Source organism: Pseudofrankia sp. EUN1h (assembly GCF_001854645.1).
Classification (GTDB): Bacteria; Actinomycetota; Actinomycetes; order Frankiales; family Frankiaceae; genus Pseudofrankia; species Pseudofrankia saprophytica.
Genome location: NZ_MBLN01000073.1, coordinates 121,107 through 141,822 on the forward strand (window position 1 = coordinate 121,107; position 20,716 = coordinate 141,822).

Consider the following 20,716-nt stretch of genomic DNA (forward strand, 5'->3'; position numbering starts at 1 on the left):
CCGCTGGCAGGCCGCGGCCACGAGGGAAGATCGACTCACCGACCGCGCCGACGGTACCCATGGCCAGGCTGTCGGAGGCGCCGACGATGGCGGCACCCGTGCCCGTGCCCGTGCCCGTCCCCGGGTCGCGGACCGGTGCGGGCCACGGTGACACCGACCCCAGCGGTCGCGGCGGAGGCGGCGGCCCGGATACCTCCAACACCCCTGACGCCGCTGACGCCAGGGGCGGCGGGCGGGAGCGGCGGGCCGCGCCCGGTGGGTCTGACCGGCGAGCCGCCGGCCGGGCGGGACCGCGCCGGTCTCTCGTCGTGTTCGGCCTGGAACGGGACCGCCCGGACGGGCCGGCGCAGCGGTGGCCGCGACGCGTCCTCGCTCTGGTACTCGTCGCCGGGCTCGCGGCGGTCGACGGCTGGGGTTTCCTGCGGCTGTTCTCCCCCGTCGACCTGCGACTGGCCATCCCGGCGGCGGCCGCCGGGCCGGTCGTGCTGGTCGGGGCGGTGTCCTGGCGGCGGGGCCGGCCCGCGCCGTTCGCGCTCTCGGCGCTGCTGTGGACGGCCGGGTTCGTCGCCACCGCCGGCACGATGATCGCCTCCGGAGGGCCGCTCGACCGGCTCGCGACGGTCCGCGACGGCGTGGTGGGCGGGCCGGCGCGGCTGCTCGACGTCGCGGTGCCGTCCCCGGCCGAGCCGGACCTGCTCGTCGTCCCGGTCCTGGTCGTCTGGCTCGCCGCCGCCGTGGGCGCCGAGCTGGCCGTGCGTACCAGGGCCAGGTTGCTGCCCGCCCTGCCCGCTCTGCTCGGGCTGCTCGCCGGGACCGCCGCCTCGCTCCCGGCGGCCGGGTCGAACCTGGTGCCCGCGGCGGCTCTGACGGTGCTCGCTGGGCTGTTCGCGCTGGTCCGCCGGCCGACGGCTGGGCCACCGCCGCGGATCACGGTCGGCCCGGACCGGCCGTCGCGCCTGCCGGGGGCGGCGCGGGCGACGGCGGCGCTGGCGGTGGTCGTGGCCGCGGGGCTCGCGGCGGGGGGCGAGCTGCCGGCGGCTCTGGGCGCGGGCGCACCGGTCGACCCGCGGGCGTACCGGTCCACACCGGCCACGCCGGTCGACGGGCTGAACCCGCTGTCCGCGCTCGCGGGCTGGAGCACCCACCCCGACGAGGCCCTGTTCACCGTCCGGCTGACGGGCCAGGGCGCCGGGCCGGTCCCGCTGCGGCTGGCCGTGCTGTCCGGCTTCGACGGCGCCACCTGGACGTCGCCCGCCCGCTACACCCGGGCTGGCCAGGTGGTGCCCACCAGCGCGGGAGCCGACGCCGGAGCCGAAGACGGCGGCGCGCGGGTCGTCCAGCAGCTGACGGTCACCGGCCTGACCGGCCAGCTCCTGCCGGCGCTCGACCGGCCGGTCGAGCTCGCCGCGCCCACCGGTCCACCCGCCGCCACCGCGGGCGCGAGGGGTACGGCGGCGGGTGCGGCGGGCGCGGGCGGCGGCGGCTTCGCCGTCGATCTGGCCGACGGCCTGTTGCTGCGGACGGCGCCGCTCGCCACGGGTGAGCGGTTCACCGTCGTGTCCGCGCCGCGGCCGACCCACCCCTTGGGCGAGCTCGCCGCGCTGACCACCGCGACGACGGCGACCGCCGCCGCGGACGCCGAGTACCTCGCCCTGCCGGCCGACGTCCCGCCGGTGCTGCGCGCGCTGGCGAAGGTCGCGGCCGGCCAGGGCAACGGCCCGTTCCAGCAGGCCGCGCTGCTACAGCACTACCTCGCGACCAACTTCCAGTTCGACCCCCAGGTGCCGCCGGGCCACTCACTCGCCCACGTCGAGCACTTCGTCGCCGACACCCGGCGCGGCACGTCCGAGCAGTTCGCGACCACGTTCGTCCTGGCCGCCCGCATCCTCGGCCTGCCGAGCCGGGTGGTCGTCGGCTTCGCTCCCGACGCGCCGGCCGGGTCCGCGACTGTCACCGTGACCGGGCGCCACGCGCTCGCCTGGGCGGAGGTTCGCTTCGACCGCGCGGGCTGGCTGCCCTTCTTCCCCACGCCGGCGGCGACCGACTCCCGGGGCGCCGCGCTCGCGGGCTCCGGCCAGGGCGAGTCAGCGACGCAGGCCGCGGCGGTGGACGCGGCGGTGCGCGGGCCGCTGACCGCTCCGGCGACCGTGGCGCGACCGGCCGTCACGGTCGCGCCGTCGCCCGGCCGAGCCGCCGACATCCGCGGGCCGCTGGCGACGGCCGGGCTCACCGCGGCCGCGCTCCTGGCCGGCTATCTGCTGGTCGCGTTCGCCCGGCCGGCGGCGCGCCGCCGGCGCCGGCTGTCCGCCCGCCGCCGGCCGCGCGAACGGGTGGTCCTCGCCTGGACGCATGCCCTCGACGCGCTCGCCTCGGCGGGTGTGCCGGTGCCCGACTCGGCGAGCCCGACCGAGGTCGTCCAGCTCGGCGCGAGCGCGGTCGGTGGCGCGGGAGAGCACGGCACGGGGCGGGGGTCCGGCCTGAGCTCCCTGCGCGGCCTCGCGAACCTGGCGACGCTCGCGCTGTTCGGCCCGGACTCCGGCGCGGGCATCGCCTCGACGAACGGCGCGAGCGTCCGGCCGCGGCGGCTGCCCGCCGAGCCGCCCGAGCCGGCCGGCGCGCCCGGGGCCGGCGCGCCCGGCGCCGCCGGAAACGCGGCGGCCGGCTGGGAAGGCCCCTGGGGCGCCCGCGCGGCCGACGAGGCACGGCGCCTGGCGACCACCGTCGAGCGGGCCGCCCGGCGAGCGGCGTCCCCTCGTCGCCGCCTGGCCACCCGCCTGGCACCCCGGCGCGTTCTCGGTCGATAGCGCCAGGGCTGGCCGGGTTGCGGGCCGATAGGTTCGTCGCGTGCGACTCGGACTGGTGGCATTGATCGTCGAGGATTACGACCCCGCGATCGCGTTCTTCACCGACGTTCTCGGCTTCGAGCTGGTCGAGGACTCGCCGGCGGTGACCACGCACACGGCGCGCCCGAAGCGCTGGGTCGTGGTCCGGCCGCCCGGCGCCGAGACGGGCATCCTGCTCGCCCGCGCCGACGGCGAGCGCCAGGCGGCGGCCATCGGCGACCAGGTCGCCGGCCGGGTCGGATTCTTCCTGAACGTCGACGACTTCGGGGCCACCTACCGGCGGCTGGTCGCCGCGAGCGTCACCTTCGTGACGGAGCCGCGCACCGAGCCCTACGGCAAGGTGGTCGTCTTCCTCGACATCGCCGGCAACCGCTGGGACCTCATCGGCCCTGCCTAGGCCGGCCCCGCCGGTGGATCGCGCGCTCGCCGCTGAAACGCCGGATGGCCAACGCTCGCCAGCCCCCGGCGCCGGCCCGCATCGAAGCGCGACAATGGCGTCATATCTCTCGGGACCTCGCTCGCCGGCGCCTCTGCCCGTCCGTCGCGTCACCCACCCATGGGCCTTCTCATCCGTCAGTGCCAGGACGGAGGGGGCCGCGCCGCGGTGGCCGGCGCGCCGCGGCCGCGGCGCCTGCTGAGCGAACACCCAGCGTGGCTGGCCGATCGCCTCCCGGCGAGTCGGTCGCAAACGCTGTCGGACCTGTCGGGTATACGACAGAAGACAACCAGACTGTCGCGCTGTGCGTCCTGATGGAGGGACGCGCTGCCGTCCGACCACATTCAAGGTGCATCCCGGGGGCGACGTGGACTCACGCGGAGGCGGGGCCGGCTCGCCCGCGCTCAGGCCAGGCCTGTCCGCGGGCGACGAGCCGGCGCTCCCCCACGACGGCGCCGCGGATCCGGGCCTCGAGTCGCCCGACCCGCCGCGCTCGGCCACGCGGACACCGCCGCTGCCCGGCAGTCCGCTGCGCCCGTCGGACCCGCGCGAGCTCGGCGGCTACGAGCTGCTGACCCGCCTCGGCGAGGGCGGCATGGGCACCGTCTTCCTGGGACGTTCGCCGGCAGGCCGGCGAGTGGYGGTCAAGGTCGTCCGGGCGGAGCTCGCCGACGATCCCGAGTACCGGGCCCGCTTCCGGCGGGAGGCCGAGGTCGCCCAGCGGGTCGCCCGGTACTGCACCGCCGAGGTGCTCGACGCGGTCGACCCCCCGGACGGGGCTCCCTACCTGGTCACCGAGTTCGTCGACGGCCCGTCACTGGCCGAGACGGTCGCCTCCCACGGCCCGCTCGGATCCGCCGACGTCGAACGGCTCGCGGTCAGCGTGGGCAGCGCCCTGATCGTCATCCACGCCGCCGGCCTGGTGCACCGCGACCTCAAGCCGTCCAACGTGCTGCTCTCCCAGTTCGGCCCACGCGTGATCGACTTCGGTGTGGCCTGGACGCCGGACAGCGTGACCGTGACCAGGGACCTGGTGGTCGGCACCCCCGCGTTCATGGCTCCGGAACAGGCGCGCGGCGAGCGGGTGACCGCCGCGGCGGACGTCTTCGCCTGGGGCGGCCTGATGATCTTCGCCGCCACCGGGCGGCGGCCCTTCGGGGGCGGCGCCGTGCCGGCGGTGCTGTTCCGCATCGTCAACAACGACCCCGACCTCGACGGCGTCGACGCGTCGCTCGCCGACGTCGTGCGCGACGCGATGCGCCGCGACCCCGCGGAGCGCCCGACCGCCGGCGAGATCGTCAGCCGGCTGCAGACGCTCAGCTCGACGCGCGGGATCGTGCCGGTCGTCGGCGCCGCCTACCCGGCCACCGGGGCGACCGACCAGGCGAACGCGCTGGCGCCACCGATCCCGGCCCAGGCGAAACCGGACTTCTCGACAGCGTCGGAGGCACCGGACGCCCAGGCCGCCCAGGATCCGGACCTCACCGGCGTCGCCGCGCCGACGACCGCCACGGGCGACGACAACCCGACGGTCGGGTCCGGCCCGATCCCGGCGGACATCGCCGCCGCCGCCAGCGATGGCGACGCCCCCGGGGCGGACGCGGGGACACCCGCCCACCTCGCCGCCGTCGACACCGGCTCGAACGGCGACGGGCCCGCGCCCATGGACACGGTCGTGCTGCGGGGAGGCCAGCCGAAGGAGCGGACCGCCGAGACGCTCACGCTGGCGGGCCGCGGGGGCGGCGCGCAGCTCGAGGAGTACCTCGAGGCGCCCACGACCACGGCCGATCGCCAGTATCGCCGCGAAGCCCTCCCGCGCCGCCGGCACGCGCGGCTCGCCCGGCTCGCCCTGCCCGTGCGGCTGCCCTGGACGACGATCATCAGCGCCTTCAGCGTCCTGGTCGCCCTGGTGGCCGTGGGCGTCGCGGCCAACGCCGCGTTGGACCGGCCACCCGGCGGGGGTCAGTCGGGTGTCCTCGCCGCCGCCTCCGAGCTCACCGTGCCCGGCGACCTGGTGGGTCTCACGGCGGCCGACGCGGAGAAGCGGCTGCGCGCGGCGGGGTTCAGCCATCTGCGCCGCGAGATGACACCGAACATCAAGACCAAGGGCACGGTGCTGCAGGTCCGGCCGGGTGGCGACAGCCGGCTGGAGGCGACGGAGACGATCACACTGGTCGTGTCGGCCGGCCTGGAGTCCATCAAGGTGCCGGAGGTCGTCGGGCTCACCGAGGCCGCGGCGAGGGGCACCCTGCAGGACGCCGGCCTCACCGTCGTGGTGCGGACGAGCACGGCGCGGTCCTTCCTCGGCCCCGGACGGGTCGCCGCCGTGAACCCGGACGCGGGCAGCCAGCTGGCGGCCGGCTCGAAGGTCACGATCACGGTCATCGTGCCCGTCGGCACCCGGTCGCTGGCGAAGATGCCGGACGTCATCGGGAAGCCGACCGACGAGGCGCAGACGGCCGTGCGGGCCGCCGGCTTCACCGACATCGCGCTCGCCTACGTGGCGAGTTCCGCCACCGCCGGCACGGTGACCGCCACCGACCCACCCGCGGGCGGGTCGACGGCCAAGAACGCGACCGTGACGCTGACCGTGTCGAGTGGCCCGGGGCACACCACCGTGACCGACGTCGTCAATCAGCCGGAGGCGGACGCGCGCGCGGCGTTGGAAGGCGCCGGGCTCGTCGTCACAGTCAGGTACGACACCGGGCCGGCGGGTGTCGGCGCTGGCCTGGTGGAGACGGTGGACCCGGTGCCGGGCAGCCAGGTCGCGCTGCACAGCAAGGTGACGATCACGGTCGTCAGCACGCAGGTCACGGTTCCGTATACGGTGGGGACCCAGCGCGCACAGGCCGAGAAGACGCTCAACTCGTACGGGCTCGGCGTGACCGTGGTCCGGCAGGTGAGCGATCAGGCGGTCGGCACGGTGCTCGCGCAGTCGCCGGAGTCGGGCTCCGTACGACGCGGCTCGAGCGTCACGCTGACCATCGCCAGGGCCCCGGACGCGCCCAGCTCCTCCGGCCCGCCGACCGGCCCGACCGGCACCGCCACGCCGACCGTCACCCCGTCGGCAGCCACGCCCTGACCGGGCCTGGTCTCGTCTCGGTCACGTCCAGCCAGGCCAGGCCGCGACGGCACCGAGCCGGACCAGCACCCGGGCCATGGGTTTCCCCGGGCCGGCCGGATCATGCACATGTCCGGCATGTACGGCCGATGGTTCCCGCCGTTCGGAGACGCGCCCGGAGTTCTTGGGAGCGGGGAAAATCTGTCGGACCACGTCGGTACCATCACCATGCATTCAGTGGATCCAGCACGGGTGGCACAAACCTTGCGATACGTATACGGAGGTCCTAATCTAGGGCGCGGTCAAGAGGATGGCGTCAAGACCTGGCTCGTCGTCCGGCAACCTTCGCGCAAGGTGCCCCAGGGAACGACCTGATCGTCTTCGGCGGCAGCCGGCGGCGATAACGCGGATCTCCCGAGCCGACATGGGCACGGGGGTCCACCGAGGCCCCCGGAGGTATACGTGTCGATGCGTCCGAATCGCGGCCGTGCAGAGCTGTTGGCGCTCCTCGGCGCTCAGCCCGAAGCCACGGCGGCGGCCGCCTCCCGCTCGTACCTCGACCGCCGCCACGACCTGCTGGCTCACGACCCGGACTGGCGACGGCCGGAGGTCGCGCGCCTGGACGACGCCTTCGGCCGGCTGCGCGCCGCGGCGGACGCGGAGCGGCGGCTCGCCGGCTACCGGCCGAGCCCGGTCCGCATCGGCGTCGGCGGCGCGACCGTGGTGGTGGCCCCGGCCGCACGCGGCACCACCGACGGGGACTTCCCGTTCTCCGATGTCGAGCGGGTCCACGTCCTCACCGCGTTCAACCCGCGCTCCCGGCCGCTGCGCCCGCACGAGAACGCCAGCCGTCAGCGCGCGCTCGCCGGCAGGGTCGCCGCGACCGGGCTGCCCTCGTGGCCGGCGGTCCGCGGCGAGAAGCACGCCGAGCTCGGCATCGCCGTCGCCGGCCTCACCAGGGCCCGGGCGCAGGAACTCGGCGCCGAGTTCGAGCAGGACGCGATCTTCGAATGGACGCCGGCGGCCTGGTCGCTCGTCCCCTGCGACGAGCTGGTCACGCCGCGAGAGCTCGGCTGGCGCGTCTCCCGCGTCGCGACACCGCTGCCGGACCCGCTGGCCTCCCGGCCGGCGGCCGGCGCCGCGACGACTGGGGCGGACGCGGCACTGGAGACCATCCTCGCCGCCGAGGCTGAGGCCGCCGAGGCCGCGGCGATCGCCAGGGCCAGGGACCAGGCCGGCGACGCGCCGTCGACGGTGACCGAACCGACCGTGCCGGGCCAGCCAACCGCGCCCTCGGCGGGCTCGGCGGCGCCGTCGGGCGCCGGCTCCCAGCCGAACGTGGGATCCCCCTCGGACGCGGCACCCACCTCGCCGGTGGACGAGCCCACCTCGCCGAGGCCCGCGAACGCGGCGAAGGGAGACGCCTCGACCACCCCGCGGGAGCACGGGGGTGGCAATGAGTGAGCCGGTGGCGTTCAACACCGGGCTCCCCCTCGCCGCGCGGCTGCGCGAGCACGTCCTGAACCAGCTGGACGCCGAGCACGAATGGATCGGCCAGGGCCCGGACGGAAYGGGACTGGTCTGGCGCCACAGCGAGCTCGGCACCCTGCTCGAGCTGCTCCCCGTGCCTGGGGGCGCCTCGTCGGTCGCCGTGCTGCGGGTCACGACGCCGGTCGCGACCGTCGACGATCTCGCGCGGGCGGTCGCGCTGTGCGGGCGACGCAACAACGAGAGCATGCTCAACCGCTGGCTGGTCGGCCCCTGGCCCGCCATCCCCTACCGGGACGAGCCGGACGACGACCTGGACGACGACGAGGACGACGGCCAGGGCGGCATCCCGCTCCAGGCCGTGTTCGGCCGTGACGAACCGGCCGAGCAGGAGCCGCCGCCCGACCCGAGCCCGGTGCAGCCGGCGCAGTCGATGCAGTCGGCGTGGCCGGTAGGCACGGCCGGCTCGGACGAGGCCTCGGAGGCGGCCGACGATCAGCCCCCCGCGCTCGGGGAGGCCGAGGTCCCCGGCGACGAGCCGCCCGCCGCCGCCGGCGAGCTTGACCTCGGCGCCGACGAGGGCAGCAAGGCCAACGTGCTCTACCTGTCCTGCTCGTTCGTCGTCGGACGGCGCGAACAGCCCGACGAGGATGAGGAAGAAGGCGACGACACCGACTCGGACGACGTCCTCGGCGAGGAGGGCGGGTCCGCGCTCGCCGAGCTCGCCGTCGCCGCGGTCAGCGACCAGATCGCGACCGCGGTCGGTGCCCTCGACGCCGGGCTGCACGACGAGGTCGCGGGAGTCCCGTTCGTGTATCGCGACGCGGAAGGCCAGGCCCGCCCGGGCCGGCACCCGATCGCCCAGTACCACGACGTGCCGCCCGCCGACGCCGAAGCCGACGCCGACAGCACCGCGCTGTGGCGCGGGCTGCTGACCGCCTTCGACGAGCTGCRCTACGACCAGGAGATGGACGGCGGCCCGGTCTGGGGCTCGGGTGACGGGCGCGGCTTCCGCTGCGAGGTGCCGTTCGGCTGGGGGCCGTTCCAGGCCCCGGACGACCGTCCCGTGGAGGTCGTGACCACGCGGGAGACGGCGGGCTCGCTGACGAGCGTCGTGCGGGCCAGCCGGCAGGATCCGCATCCCCTGGCCGGCGAGGGCCTCGTCATCAGCATGCGGACACCGGTGCACCTGCGCCCTGGCGACGACCTCACGGGGCTGCTGGCCGCGCTCAACCGCCAGGACGTGGTCGACCCGGGCGGTGCGCACGGCATCGGCGCCTGGGCCATGCAGGGTGACCAGCCCACCTGGCAGCTCTTCCTGCCGAACGCGCTCGCGGCCGCCGACCAGCTGACCGCCCAGGGGCTGCTGCGCGAGATCCTGCTGGCCGCCGCCGGCGCCTCGCTGCTCGCCCGCCGGCTGCTTCTCCCGGACGAGGAGCTCGTCCGGTTCGACCGTCGCCCGGTCGGCCCGGCCTCCCGGCAGCCGGCCGGGCTCGCGTTCGCGGCGAGCATCGTCGGCGGCGACGAGCCGGCGCTCGTGCTGGACACGCTCTACTCCGGGCTGGTCGGCCCGGACATCGAATGGTCGGTGCTGGACGACGCCGGTTTCGACTGGTGGCCGCACCGCGGGCGCCAACGCGTCCGGGTGACGCCGCGGCCCGTGCCCGACGGCCGGCGCGCCGGCTCGCTGCGCATCTCGACCGAGGTGGCCAGCGGCGTGCGGGCGACCCCCGACCTGCTGCGGCTGCTCGCCCGCCGCAACGCCGAGGACGGCCGCTCGGCGCTGGTACTCGACCCGGCGACCGGCATCGTCGAGGCCGTCGCCAGGATCCACGTCGGGCCGATGGCCTGGACGCCCGACCGGATCTGGGCGCGGCTCGTGGCGATCGACCAACTGGTCCGCGCCGCCGAGGCGGCCGTCGAGCTCACCCGGCTCGGCGGCCCGGGGCACGGCACCGTCGCGGCCGCCTCGGCGCACCCGACGAGTGGTCCCCGCCCCAGCCGCGACGTGCTGTTCGACGTGCTGCCCGACATCCGGGACCGGGCCCGCGAGACCATCCCGGCCGCCCAGGTACGCCCGCTGGTGCTTCCGGTCGCGCTGACGGGGCTGATGGCTCCGCCGCACCGCGTCATCAGCCACCAGCCCGGCCGCGCGCTCACCGTCGAGTGGTGGACCCGCACGTTCGACCCGTCCGGCCCCGCGGCGCGCGGCCGCGGCGAGCTGCTCGTGACCGAGCACCCCGAGCTCGGGCCCGGGGTGCGGGCGCGGACCTACCTCGACTATCTGCCCGGCGACGTCGACGACCGGGCCGCCTGGTGCAACGACCGCAACCGGTCCCTGCTCACCGAGGCGGCGGTCGACGATCTCACCGTGGTCGGTGGCTGGGGCCTGGACGCGGCCGACACCCCGTGCCTGACCACCTGGTTCTTCCCGGAGACGCTGCTCGGCGAGCATCCCGACGAGCTGGCCGCGGCGCTGGGGAAGCTGCTGCGTCTCCAGCAGTGGATCGTCTTCGTCGGCCTCGCCGACTCGCCCGTGGCGCCGTTGACGGACGGGCGATCCGCGGTCGAGCTGGCCGCCGGGCTGCCGTCGCTGTTCGGCGCGTTTCGCGCCGTGCTCGACTACCCGTCCGGGCTCACGCTCACGGCCCGCGTCGCCGACCGCGCCGCCGATCCGTCCACGCGAGGGGCGCTGTCCTCGGAAGGCGCTCCGTCCTCGGAGGGCGCTCCGTTCTCTGAAGGCGCTCCGTCTTCGGAAGGCGATCTGTCGGCCGAAGGCGCTCTGCCTACCGAAGGGGCTCTGCCGGCCGAGGGGGCTCTGTCCTCAGGCGGCATCTCCGTCTCCGCCTCCGCCGAAGCGGGCGAGGAGGCGGGGGAGGTGGTCATCGTCGAGCTGGCGCGGCCGTACACGCCACCGGTGCACGAGGAGCTGATGAGCTGGCCGCGGCTCGCGCAGCCGACCAGCGCGCCGGACCGGCCTCGGATGCTCACCCGGATCGACGCCGGGCTCGATGACCTGCGCGGGTCGCTGGCGCTGCTGCTCACCGCGCTGACGTCCGGCAGCCGGACCTGGCTGCCCGACCTGACCGTCGCCTTCGAGCTGAGCCCGTCGGGCGCCCCGCCGCTGACGGTGCCCGGCCATCTGGGGAACGCGTTCGGGGACGGTCACGTCCGCGACGCCCTCGACCGGCTGCTGTTCGACGGCCTGATCGCGGACGACGGGGAGGGCGCCGGTTTTCTCGTGCTCGCCGAACCGAACGTGCTGACGGAGCCCAGCGCCCCCGGGGCGCGGCAGCTTTCCGGACCGGGCGGTGACGCCGACCCCTCGACCTGGTCGATCCAGGAGGGCGGGTCGGGCACAGGTCCCGACGCGAGCCTCGGGTTCGGCTCCGAGACGGAGACCGAGACCGACGTCGGGCTGGCGCTCGCCGGGGAGCTGGGGCTTGGACGGCGGGCGCGCGGCGCCGTCGCCCGCCTCGCCCCGCCCTACCCCAGCGACCACCCGTTCTACGGCTCGGGCGTGATGGTTCTCGACGTCCACCTCGACCCCGGCGTCACGTCGACCGCTGGCCTGGCCCGGCTGGCCCAGTCCGGCCGTCCCGGTGGCCTCGGCGACCCGGACGCCGCCGAGCGGCAGGCGGGCGACGCCGAGCTCACCGCGGTGGGTGGCCTCCCCCCGATGGCGACCTGCGGCGCCTGGATCGCGCACGAGAAGACGGGAACGCTCACCTACCGGATCTGCCTTCCGCCCGCCTGCCTGCTGTGGCCGTCGCCGGAGTCGGTCGGCTCGGTCGTCGGCGCCGCCTGGCGCATCGCCATCACTCAGGCCCACGCCGCCGCCCGCCTACTCACCACCCCGCTGGCTCGGCCGGCCCGATAGCTCGGGCCGGCCGATCTCAGGCCCGCACGAGGTGCCGGGCTATGTCCTCGACCCGCCGCTCGATGCGGCGCAGGGTCAGCAGGATCTGTTCGGGAAGGTCGGCCGGGGCGGTGCCGGCCGGCTGCCGGGTCACCACGACCCGGGGAGTCGTGCGTTCGCCGACCGATGGTTCCGCCGCGGCGGGGCCGGTTTCGGGAACGCTCGAGGGAGGCTCGCCCGCCGGGCGATCCGCGTACGTCTCATCGGCCGGCCCGGCGGTCGGGGCCGCCGGGCCGGGTGGCGCCGACGGATCACCGGGGTGGGTCCCCTCGCTGGTGGCCGGTCCCGGGTACTGATCGCCGAGCAGTATGCGGACAAGGTGATCGTCGGGCCACCCGAGCGCCCGCGAGACCGCGGACAACGTCGAGTTCTGTACGCGCCGGCCGCTGTTGCCGCGCTGGAGCACCCGCAGCGTCGCGACCGACACTCCGGCCGCGAGTGCCAGTTCCTGCTGGCTGACCCGCCGGGTCGACATTCGCGCCCCCAGCGCGGTGGCGACGGAGCGCCAGTCCTCGTGGACCGCGCGAAGGTGACGTTCCCCGCTCTTTGTCATACAGCAAACAATACCGCCCGGACCGCCCGAACCGATCAATCGGGAACACGCGGGACCACGGTGTTACCACCGAGACGCCCTGGTCGGAAACCCCAGGCCTCGCGGTGGACCGGGGTCGGCGCGCCGTCGACGCGTGGATAGCTATGCCTTCATTGTCGTGACGGCCGGTCTCCCGACATGAGGGGAGAAACGTACGAAAGAGGCGGGTCGTCGTTAATGACGACGAACAATGTCGGCGTGCTCGTCCACCACGCGGCCAGGCGGGGTCTCCTCGGGCTTCGGGCAGGTCACGCGATCCGGCTCGTGGCCGCCCGCTCGCGAGACCCGTCGGCGGTCGCGGTCGCGGTCGCGGCCGCGGCTCCGGCGTAGAGGCGGTTGGACCGACGCTGGTAGGCAGGCGCCCAGATGAGCTTGAACAGCAGCCGTGGCACGAACGGAACCGTGGCCAGCACGGCGGCACGCGTCGGGGCGTCGGCCACGCTCGCGAGCCACCCGTAGATGACCGGGATGTCGCGACGGTTGAAGCTCCCCTGGACGTCCTTGTCGATCTCCTCGAACTCGGCCAGCGTGAGGTGCTCGAGGATGAGCGGGAAGGCGACCGCCTCCTCCTCGTCGAGATGCGCGTTGATCAGCACCTGGAGCTCGGCGAGCGCGCCCGCGCGCTCGGCGAGCGGGATGGTGGTGTCGCCGGCGATGGTGACCAGCGGGTCGATCTCGGCGTGCTGGGCCTCCAGCCGGTCGAGCCCGGCGACGGCGCCCGGCTCCCGAGTGCGCAGTACCGGCCAGAAGTGCCTGTCCTCGGCCGTGTGGTGGTGGTGCAGCGTCCGCAGCGTCAGGGCGATCTGGTCCTCGATGAGCGCGGCATGCTCGGCGTCGCGCGGCCGCGGGGCGACGGCGGCGAGCCTGCCGTACTCGACCCGCATCGCGTCATGCAGCAGGCGGATGGACTGCAGGTGGTCGGACGTGGACATGGGGGCGCTCCTCCTGTGGTTCGACTCCGTCACCCGAGGTGTCGGCCCGCGGGAGGCGGGTCGGTTCGGGAGCGGACGGAGCATCACCTGGGCGCGGCACCGCCGCGGCCGGCCTGTCGCCCGCCGGACGACGCTCAGGCGCCCATTGACGTGCTAGCACCACCTGCCCTGGTAGCTGGCTCCTCGAACGCGGGACCAGCGAGTATCACGCGGCGACGACCACGACCGATACCGTCCGTCACGCTCCCCCACGGCGCCGTGGCTACGGGAGGCCGCGCGCGTTCCACCGGGGCAGGAGACGACGCCGGGGCGCGCCCGCGTCCACGGCGTCCGTGGGTTCGGCGGACTCGAGGGATTCGGCGGACTCGAGGGGTAGTCCAGGGCGGTCCTCGGCGGTCGAGCGTCTCGCGGCGGTCGGGGGTGGCACGCGGCCCGGCCGAGCTGGGCCAGGCGGGCTGGCGACGGCGGCGGGCCCGGGCGGTCGCAGGGCGATCTGGCCGTCCTGGAGCAGCAGCCCGAGATCAGACATGACGGCGTACAGGCCTCGGCCGAGCAGGAAGGCGATGTCCCGGCACGTCCGGCGGCCGTTGACACGGGTGAGGATCTCCGCCCGGCCCTCGTCGATCGGCGGGTCCGAGGCCGTGGGGTGCGGCCGTACCCACGGGTCCAGACCCAGCTCGCGCCAGCCGGCCGCGACGTCCAGCCGGCGGCGCGTCTCGCGCACCACTCGGCCGACGTCCATCCCGGGCACGATGGGCACGAGTGGCGGCATGCTGGGCCCGGCCGGATCCGGCAGACAGGTGTGGACCTCGGCGAGCGCGAGCGCGAACACGGCGTCCATGGCGGCGGTCTGCGTCAGCACCTGCACGGAGGCGCTTCCCAGCAGGCCACGCTCCACCAGCGCGGCGCGCAGGCGCCCCTCTGGTGCGGCCTGGGCGAAGGTCTCCGTCCAGTCCTCGCCGGAGATCCGACCCGAGCGGAGCAGCAGCGGTTCCAGGCCGGGCGCGGCGGCGGTTTCGGCCGCGATGACCAGACCCGAATCAAGAACGATCGTGCCGCCGACCCGGATGCCCTCGGCCCGAAGCGTTCCCGTGAACTCTTCGTCGCCGAGGCGAGACAAAGTGGTGAGGAACAGCCGACTATCCGTCACGAAGTAGCCCCGTCATGTCACCTGCCCAAACGTGTCGGTCGACAACAAGGTTGACGAAGCAAAGGATATGGTCACCAGTAACCAAGTGCTATCGACTGACCCAACGAGCACACAAGCGCCGGAAAATTGCCTCAGAGCAGCCCCTATTTAACCACAACCACGGGCTTGCGCTGGGACGGAAGGTAGCGAAATGGACATCGAGACCGCCCTCAAGGAAGCGATGGCGATCGACGGGGCACTCGGAGCGGCCCTGGTCGACTACGAGAGCGGGATGATGCTCGGCGCGGCGGGCGGCGGGCGCACGCTGAACCTCGAGATCGCCGCTGCGGGCAACACCGACGTGGTCCGCGCCAAGGCCAGGACCCTGGAGGCCCTGGGTATACGCGAGGCGATCGAGGACATCCTGATCACCCTAGACCGGCAGTACCACCTCATCCGCCTCCTCAGCCGCGGGGAGAACCGGTTGTTCCTCTACCTGGCGCTGGACCGCTCCCGCTCGAACCTCGCGCTCGCCCGCCACAACCTCCGGTCGATCGAACGTGAGCTGAGCGTCTGACGGCCGTCAGGTAAGGGCCCGCCGGCCCGCGAGGCCGCGGCACCACTTCCCGTCGCTTGACCGGAAGTTTCCACCAGCCGTCGGTGATTCGGTTCACCTGTCTGCCCGAATATCGCGGCCAGCGCGGCGCGAGAGGGGCACGGCGAGCCGCGCCAAAACACCCTCGGCGTCGGCCTAGCCTTTGGCGAGCGATTACCTGGCGCTCGCCGGGCGGCCCTACTAGGAATGCGATGAGTACGTCGAATGAATACCGAGACCATTCTGGCGGAGCTCACGACGCTACGTGAGCACGTCACCGGGGTGACGAACAGCGCGGTCGCGTCGGTAGACGGCCTGCTGATCGCCCACGACGCGAGCGACGTGCGTCCGGAGGTACTGGCCGCCATGGCCGCCGTCGCCCTCGGCCTGGGCAAGAGCACCGGCGCGGAGGTCGGCATGGGCGAGCTGCGCGAGGTGATCACCCGCTGCGAGGGTGGCCACATCGTGGTCTATGCCGTCCGCGAGACCAACCTGCTCGTGGTCCTGGGCGACGAGGGGCTGGACATGAACCGGCTGCACCTGCACTCACGGCCCGCCGTCAACCGGCTCGGCGAGCTGCTGGCCGCGTGAGACCGCTCAGAAGTGGCGCAGCAGCTCGCCGAACGTCCGGAGCTGGAGCACGCCCGGGTCGGCGGAGTCGAGTTCCGCGTGTTCCAGCGCCCAGGTGTTCGTGTTCGGGATGAAGACGGCTCCCCACCCGGCGGCGCGGGCCGGCAGGATGTCCGACTTCGGCGAGTTCCCGATCATCCACGTCGCCGCGGGGTCCAGGGCCAGCTCGCGCGCCAGCAGCTCGTAGGCCTCGAGGTTCTTCTCGGCCACGATGTAGGTGCCGACCCCGAAACACGACGCGAGGCCCGAGGCGTCGATCTTGGCCTGCTGTTCCTCCGGCGAGCCCTTGGTGAGCAGCGCGAGCTCGTGTCGATCGCCAAGCTCACGTAGCGTCTGGGCGACCTCGGGCATCAGCTCGACGCGATGGTCCAGGAGCGCGGCCGCCAGCTCGGCGATCTCGAGGCGTTCCCTGGAGTCCACCGGGCGCTCCCGCAGGCGCTCGAACAGGTCATGCAGGCTGCGCAGGAAGACCTTGCTCCCGTAGCCGTGCGCCGCCGCGTTCGCCCGCTCGACGTCGTTGAGCATMGCGCGCAGCGCGGCCCGCTCCAGCGTCGGATGGGCCAGCCAGTCCAGATAGTCGTCGATCACCCGCTCGAAGTGCAGGTTGTTCTCCCACAGCGTGTCATCCGCGTCGAAAACCAGTGTGAACCGCGCGCCAGCCGTCGTCGTCCCTGATTCCACGTCCCGATCTGAACAGACCCGGGCGCCCTCGTCGACCGGATTTCGCCCATTACCGCCCGGCGGCCCCGCCGAGGGCGCCGCCCCGACCTCAGGCCTCGACTCTCAGGCCTCGACGCGCTCGACGCGGCGGTTCGGGACCGCGAGCGCGGCGACCGCGGCCAGGACGCCCGCGGCGGCGCAGATGCCGAACAGCACCCGGTAGCCGGTGAGCGAGGGCAGCGTGCTCGCGCCCAGGCTCACCGTCTCGGCGGCCAGCACGCTGCCACCGATCGCGCTGGCCAGCGAGCTGCCGATCGCCCGGAACAGGGAGTTCAGGCCGTTCGCCGCCGCGATCTCCGACGGGGGCGTGAACGCGTTGATGAGCGAGGGCATGGCGGCGTAGCCGACGCCGGTCCCGATCCCGACGATGGTCGTGCCGACGATGATCTCCCACAGCGCGCCGGTGGCGAGGATCCGCACGATCCACCCGGCCGCGACGATCACGGCGCCGGCGGCCAGCGTCTGCCCGGCCCCCCGCCAGGCGACCATCCGCGCCGAGACCGGTGCGAGCAGCAGCATGCCGATGCCGCTCGGCAGCACGCACAGGCCGCCGACGAGCATCGACGAGCCGAAGCCGTAGCCACTTTCCGCCGGCGCCTGGACGTAGGACGCGGTGCCGAGCAGGGAGGCGAACAGCGCGAAGCCGAACAGCAGCGAGGCGAGGTTCGTCAGGATCAGCGGCCGACGACGCAGCGAGTTCATGTCGACGAGCGGCTGGCGGATCCGGTGCTCCGCCCAGCCGAGCACCACCAGCAGCACGGCGCCGGCCGCGAGCAGGCCGATCACCCGGGGCGAGCCCCAGCCCCAGTTGGCGGTCTCGGCGAGCGGCAGCATGATCGCCATCAGCCCCGCGGCGAGCAGCAGGGTGCCGACGAGGTCGATGCGGCCGCCGCTGCGCTGCGCCGCCTCCGGCACGAAGCCGAGCACGCCGGCGAAGGTGAGGACGCCGCCGCCGCCGATGAGCCAGAACAGGGCGTGGTAGCCGAGGTGCTGGGCGATCAGGCCGGAGAGCGGCAGGGCGACCGCCGCGCCGACGCCCATCATCGCGCTGATCGTGGCGATTCCCGTCGCCACCCGCTCCCGTGGCAGCAGCACGGCGAGCAGGCTGATCCCGAGCGGGACGGCGGCGACCGAGGCGCCCTGGAAGCAGCGGCCCACGATCAGCAGCGGGATGTTGTCCGTGACGGCGTCGATCAGCGAGCCGACGACCAGCGCGCCCAGCGCGACCAGCAGCAACAGGCGCTTGCCGAACATGTCGGCGAGCCGGCCCATCACCGGCACCGCCACCGCGGCCACCAGGAGGGTCGAGGTCAGCAGCCATTCCACCGTGCTGGCGCTGGTGTGCAGCTCGGTGGGCAGCGTCGAGAGCACGGGGATCAGCATCGACTGCGACAGCGACACCATGAGCGCACCAATGCCGACGACTACCAGGACCAGCGTGGCACGGTCAGCCTGCACGTGGTCACCCACCGCGATCATCGTGGCGGCGGGGCGACCCTGTCGAACCGGTCGGGGCGTCGACTGGACCTCGGTCCGCGGCTGGATCTCGGCCGGCGGCTGGACCTCGGTCTGCGGGGACTGCGTCGACAGCTCGGTCATATGTGGTCCCGGAGTCTGGATGCGGGAAGGAGGAGTTTGTCCGACCCACCAGTCACCGACCGGTAGCACCGGAGATCGCTCCCTTCACGGTAACACAAACGGAAGAGCTTCTTCCGGTTATGTGGCCGGGGTGACATCAGCACGCGACGCCGCGTCAACCCGACGGAGGGAAGAAAGGAGGAGGTGGTCAGCGAGTGAGCCACGCCATCGACGGGCTGATCAACCTGCCACCGTGGCTGGTGCTGACGCTGGCGTTCGCGCTGCCGGCGGCGGAGGCCTCGCTGTTCCTCGGGGTGATCGTCCCCGGCGAGGTCGCCGTGATCGTCGCCGGGGTGCTGGCCCACTCCCACCGCCTGCCGCTGTGGGCGGTCATCGTCGTCGCCACCGCGGGCGCGGTCATCGGCGACAGCGTCGGCTACGAGGTCGGCCGGCGCTACGGCGACCGATTGTTGAAGCGGCTCCCGCACCGGCTGGTCAAGCCCGACCACGTCGACCGGGCCCGCGCCCTGCTGCGCCGGCGCGGCGGCTGGGCRGTGCTGATCGGCAGGTTCACCGCCGCGCTGCGCGCGCTGGTGCCGGGCATGGCCGGCACCAGCCAGCTGCCCTACCGCACGTTCCTGCCGTTCAACGTCGTCGGCGGCCTGGCCTGGGTGACCATGGCGACGCTGATCGGCTACGCGGCCGGCGCGAGCTACCAGGCGGCGGAGCACCAGCTCAGCCTGATCTCCTTCGGCCTGCTCGCCGTGATCGTCCTCGCCCTGCTCTACCGAGCCGCTCGCCGGTCCGAGCGGCTGCGCGGCTGGGCGGACCGCCACCTCGGCTGGGTGCCGCGGCCCGGCCGCGCACTCGCCGTCTCCCTGCTGGTCCTCGTCGCCAGCGGATCGATCTTCGGTGTCCTCGTCGAGGACGTGACGAACAGCCACGGCGCGATCGGCGCGGATCCCCGTCTGCTGCGGGACGTCGTCGACGAGCGCACCGGCTGGCTGACGCCGGTCGCACGCACCGTCACCAACCTGGGCGTCGGGCCCTTCGTCTACGCGGTGGTGGGCGCGCTCGGTATGGCCCTGTGGTGGCGGACCCGGCAGTGGGTGCTGCCCGTCGGCGCGATCGCGGTGCTCTGGGCGGGCCAGGCGGTGCGGGTGGCGATCAACCAGGCGATCGCCCGCCCACGGCCGCCGCGGGCGCTGTGGCTCGTCCAGCCTGGTGGTTACGCCTTCCCGTCCGGCCACACCGCGATGGCGACGATCGGCTACGGCCTGGCGGCCGTCCTCCTGCTGCGGATCCTGTCCCGCGGCCGGGTGGCCGCCGTGGCCGTCGGCGCCCTGGCGACGGTGCTCGCCGTCGCGGTCGGGCTGTCCCGCGTCTACCTGGGCGTCCACTGGCCCAGCGACGTCGCCGGCGGCTGGTCCTTCGGGGTCGCCTGGCTGGCGCTGGCCGCGAGCCTCGTGTGCGTCTACCGGCGATGGTCGCCGAAGCCGCCCGAACCGATCGGCCCAGAACCGGCCGGCTCAGAACCCGCCGACCTCGAACCGGCCGACCCCGACGCGCCCACCACGACAGCGGCGCCCGAGTAGCGAGGTTCGAGTAGCGAGGTCCCAGTGACGCCGGCCGCCGCCGCTCGGGCCGGTTCGCCAGCGGATCGGTATGCTCGGCCGGCCATGCCGGAAGGTCACACCACCCACAGGCTCGCCGCGGTCCACCGGGACATGTTCCGCGGCCGGCCGGTCGCGGCGACGAGCCCGCAGGGGCGGTTCGCCGACGGGGCCGGCCGGGTCGACGGGCGGGTCCTCGACGACGCCGAGGCGCACGGCAAGCACCTGTTGCTGCGGTTCGACGACGACCAGGTCCTGCACGTGCACCTGGGCATCTACGGCAAGTACGCCGTCGGCCCGCCGCCGGCCCCGGTACCGACCGGAGCCGTCCGGCTGCGGCTCGCCTCCACCGCTGGCTACGCCGACCTGCGCGGCCCGAACGCGTGCGAGCTGCTGGAGCCGGGCGGCGTGAAGGCGCTGCACGACCGGCTCGGGCCCGACCCGCTGCGCGCCGACGCCGACCCGGAGACCGCCTGGCGCAGGATCAGCGGCAGCCGCACGTCGATGGCCGTCCTGCTCATGGACCAGACCGTGGTCGCCGGGCCGGGCAACATCTACCGGGCCGAGGTGCTCTTCCGGGCCCGCGTCGACCCGTGGCTGCCCGGCAGGGAACTGGCCCACGACGAGTGGGACGCCATCTGGGCCGACCTGGTCGCGCTCATGGCCGACGGCGTCCGGACCGGCCAGATCGACACGGTGCGCCCCGAGCACACCCCCGAGGCGATGGGCCGGCCGCCCCGCGTCGACGACCACGGCGGCGAGGTCTACGTCTACCGCCGCGTCGGCCAGCCCTGCCTCGTCTGCTCCACCGAGGTCATGACCGCGCGGCTCGCCGCCCGCAACCTCTTCTGGTGCCCCACCTGCCAGCGGCCGCGGGCGCTGAACGCGCCGCTTGCCATCGGACGCTAAGCGTCCTCCCAGCGTGGTGCCGGATACAGGCGTATAGCGGTGGCTGGCGCGGTGCTGGGTCAAGGACGTGACCGGGTTGGCACTGCGCTAGAGGCGCCGTCGCTTCTGTGGCTGATCTGTGCGTGTTGGTCACCAGGCCGTTTGATTGCCAGGCCGGCGTGGTCACGGCCTTGTGGGCGGCCCTGGCACGGTCTGGATGGGATGGCGTGGTTGGGTTGTCCGGATACCTCGCGACAGCGTCGTCGCCCCGGTTGACAGGCGCGGGCCGGCC

General features: G+C 74.3%; 14 protein-coding genes and 1 riboswitch. Of the genes, 9 read left to right on the plus strand and 5 right to left on the minus strand.

Translation table 11 applies throughout. The features are described from left to right. Positions 1-86: 86 nt before the first annotated feature. The 5 genes from BCD49_RS44350 (at position 87) to BCD49_RS28820 (ending at position 11,708) form a co-directional block, all read left to right on the plus strand. Positions 87-2,804: a transglutaminase-like domain-containing protein gene (locus BCD49_RS44350; protein ID WP_157845197.1), complete on the plus strand. Its 2,718-nt coding sequence runs from the start codon at positions 87-89 to the stop codon at positions 2,802-2,804. 40 nt (positions 2,805-2,844) lie between these two features. Further along, positions 2,845-3,240, plus strand: coding sequence for a VOC family protein (locus BCD49_RS28805; RefSeq protein WP_007512613.1), 396 nt, complete (start codon positions 2,845-2,847; stop codon positions 3,238-3,240). Between the two features lie 406 nt (positions 3,241-3,646). After that, a complete protein-coding gene (locus tag BCD49_RS28810; RefSeq protein ID WP_083401757.1) occupies positions 3,647-6,361 on the plus strand; it encodes a PASTA domain-containing protein in 2,715 nt (904 codons plus the stop codon). A 279-nt stretch (positions 6,362-6,640) separates the two neighbouring features. Then, positions 6,641-6,752: riboswitch (SAM riboswitch) on the plus strand. 56 nt (positions 6,753-6,808) lie between these two features. After that, positions 6,809-7,804 carry a DUF3293 domain-containing protein gene (locus tag BCD49_RS28815; protein WP_007512619.1) on the plus strand — a complete coding sequence of 332 codons (996 nt, stop codon included), beginning with the start codon at positions 6,809-6,811 and terminating at the stop codon, positions 7,802-7,804. After that, entirely contained in the window at positions 7,797-11,708 is a 3,912-nt protein-coding gene (locus tag BCD49_RS28820) for a hypothetical protein (protein ID WP_071042113.1), read from the plus strand. The genes BCD49_RS28815 and BCD49_RS28820 overlap by 8 nt, the downstream gene beginning before the upstream one ends. 16 nt (positions 11,709-11,724) lie before the next feature. Here the strand turns inward: BCD49_RS28820 and BCD49_RS46215 are convergent, their stop codons facing one another. The 3 genes from BCD49_RS46215 to BCD49_RS28835 form a co-directional block, all read right to left on the minus strand. Beyond that, on the minus strand, positions 11,725-12,300 hold the full coding sequence (locus tag BCD49_RS46215; protein ID WP_007512623.1) for a helix-turn-helix domain-containing protein: 576 nt from the start codon (positions 12,298-12,300) through the stop codon (positions 11,725-11,727). Between the two features lie 287 nt (positions 12,301-12,587). Continuing rightward, positions 12,588-13,271 carry a hemerythrin domain-containing protein gene (locus BCD49_RS28830; protein ID WP_007512625.1) on the minus strand — a complete coding sequence of 228 codons (684 nt, stop codon included), beginning with the start codon at positions 13,269-13,271 and terminating at the stop codon, positions 12,588-12,590. Between the two features lie 262 nt (positions 13,272-13,533). Then, on the minus strand, positions 13,534-14,421 hold the full coding sequence (locus BCD49_RS28835) for a hypothetical protein (RefSeq protein ID WP_007512627.1): 888 nt from the start codon (positions 14,419-14,421) through the stop codon (positions 13,534-13,536). Between the two features lie 190 nt (positions 14,422-14,611). Here BCD49_RS28835 and BCD49_RS28840 point away from each other — a divergent pair, with 190 nt between their 5' ends. Both BCD49_RS28840 and BCD49_RS28845 read left to right on the plus strand, forming a co-directional pair. After that, positions 14,612-14,977: a hypothetical protein gene (locus BCD49_RS28840; RefSeq protein ID WP_007512629.1), complete on the plus strand. Its 366-nt coding sequence runs from the start codon at positions 14,612-14,614 to the stop codon at positions 14,975-14,977. Between the two features lie 243 nt (positions 14,978-15,220). Further along, positions 15,221-15,586 carry a roadblock/LC7 domain-containing protein gene (locus BCD49_RS28845; RefSeq protein WP_007512631.1) on the plus strand — a complete coding sequence of 122 codons (366 nt, stop codon included), beginning with the start codon at positions 15,221-15,223 and terminating at the stop codon, positions 15,584-15,586. 6 nt (positions 15,587-15,592) lie between these two features. On the opposite strand, the gene BCD49_RS28850 is transcribed toward BCD49_RS28845, so the two are convergent. Both BCD49_RS28850 and BCD49_RS28855 read right to left on the minus strand, forming a co-directional pair. After that, entirely contained in the window at positions 15,593-16,306 is a 714-nt protein-coding gene (locus tag BCD49_RS28850; protein WP_007512632.1) for an HAD family hydrolase, read from the minus strand. A gap of 102 nt (positions 16,307-16,408) precedes the next feature. Beyond that, on the minus strand, positions 16,409-17,944 hold the full coding sequence (locus BCD49_RS28855; protein ID WP_007512635.1) for an MFS transporter: 1,536 nt from the start codon (positions 17,942-17,944) through the stop codon (positions 16,409-16,411). 194 nt (positions 17,945-18,138) lie between these two features. On the opposite strand from BCD49_RS28855, the gene BCD49_RS28860 reads away from it, so the two are divergent. Together BCD49_RS28860 and BCD49_RS28865 are read left to right on the plus strand one after the other, a co-directional pair. Then, a complete protein-coding gene (locus BCD49_RS28860) occupies positions 18,139-19,518 on the plus strand; it encodes a bifunctional DedA family/phosphatase PAP2 family protein (protein WP_007512637.1) in 1,380 nt (459 codons plus the stop codon). 84 nt (positions 19,519-19,602) lie between these two features. Then, the gene (locus tag BCD49_RS28865; RefSeq protein WP_035924541.1) at positions 19,603-20,445 is read left to right on the plus strand and encodes an Fpg/Nei family DNA glycosylase; all 843 of its coding nucleotides are present in this window, start codon (positions 19,603-19,605) and stop codon (positions 20,443-20,445) included. The last annotated feature ends 271 nt before the right edge of the window (positions 20,446-20,716 follow it).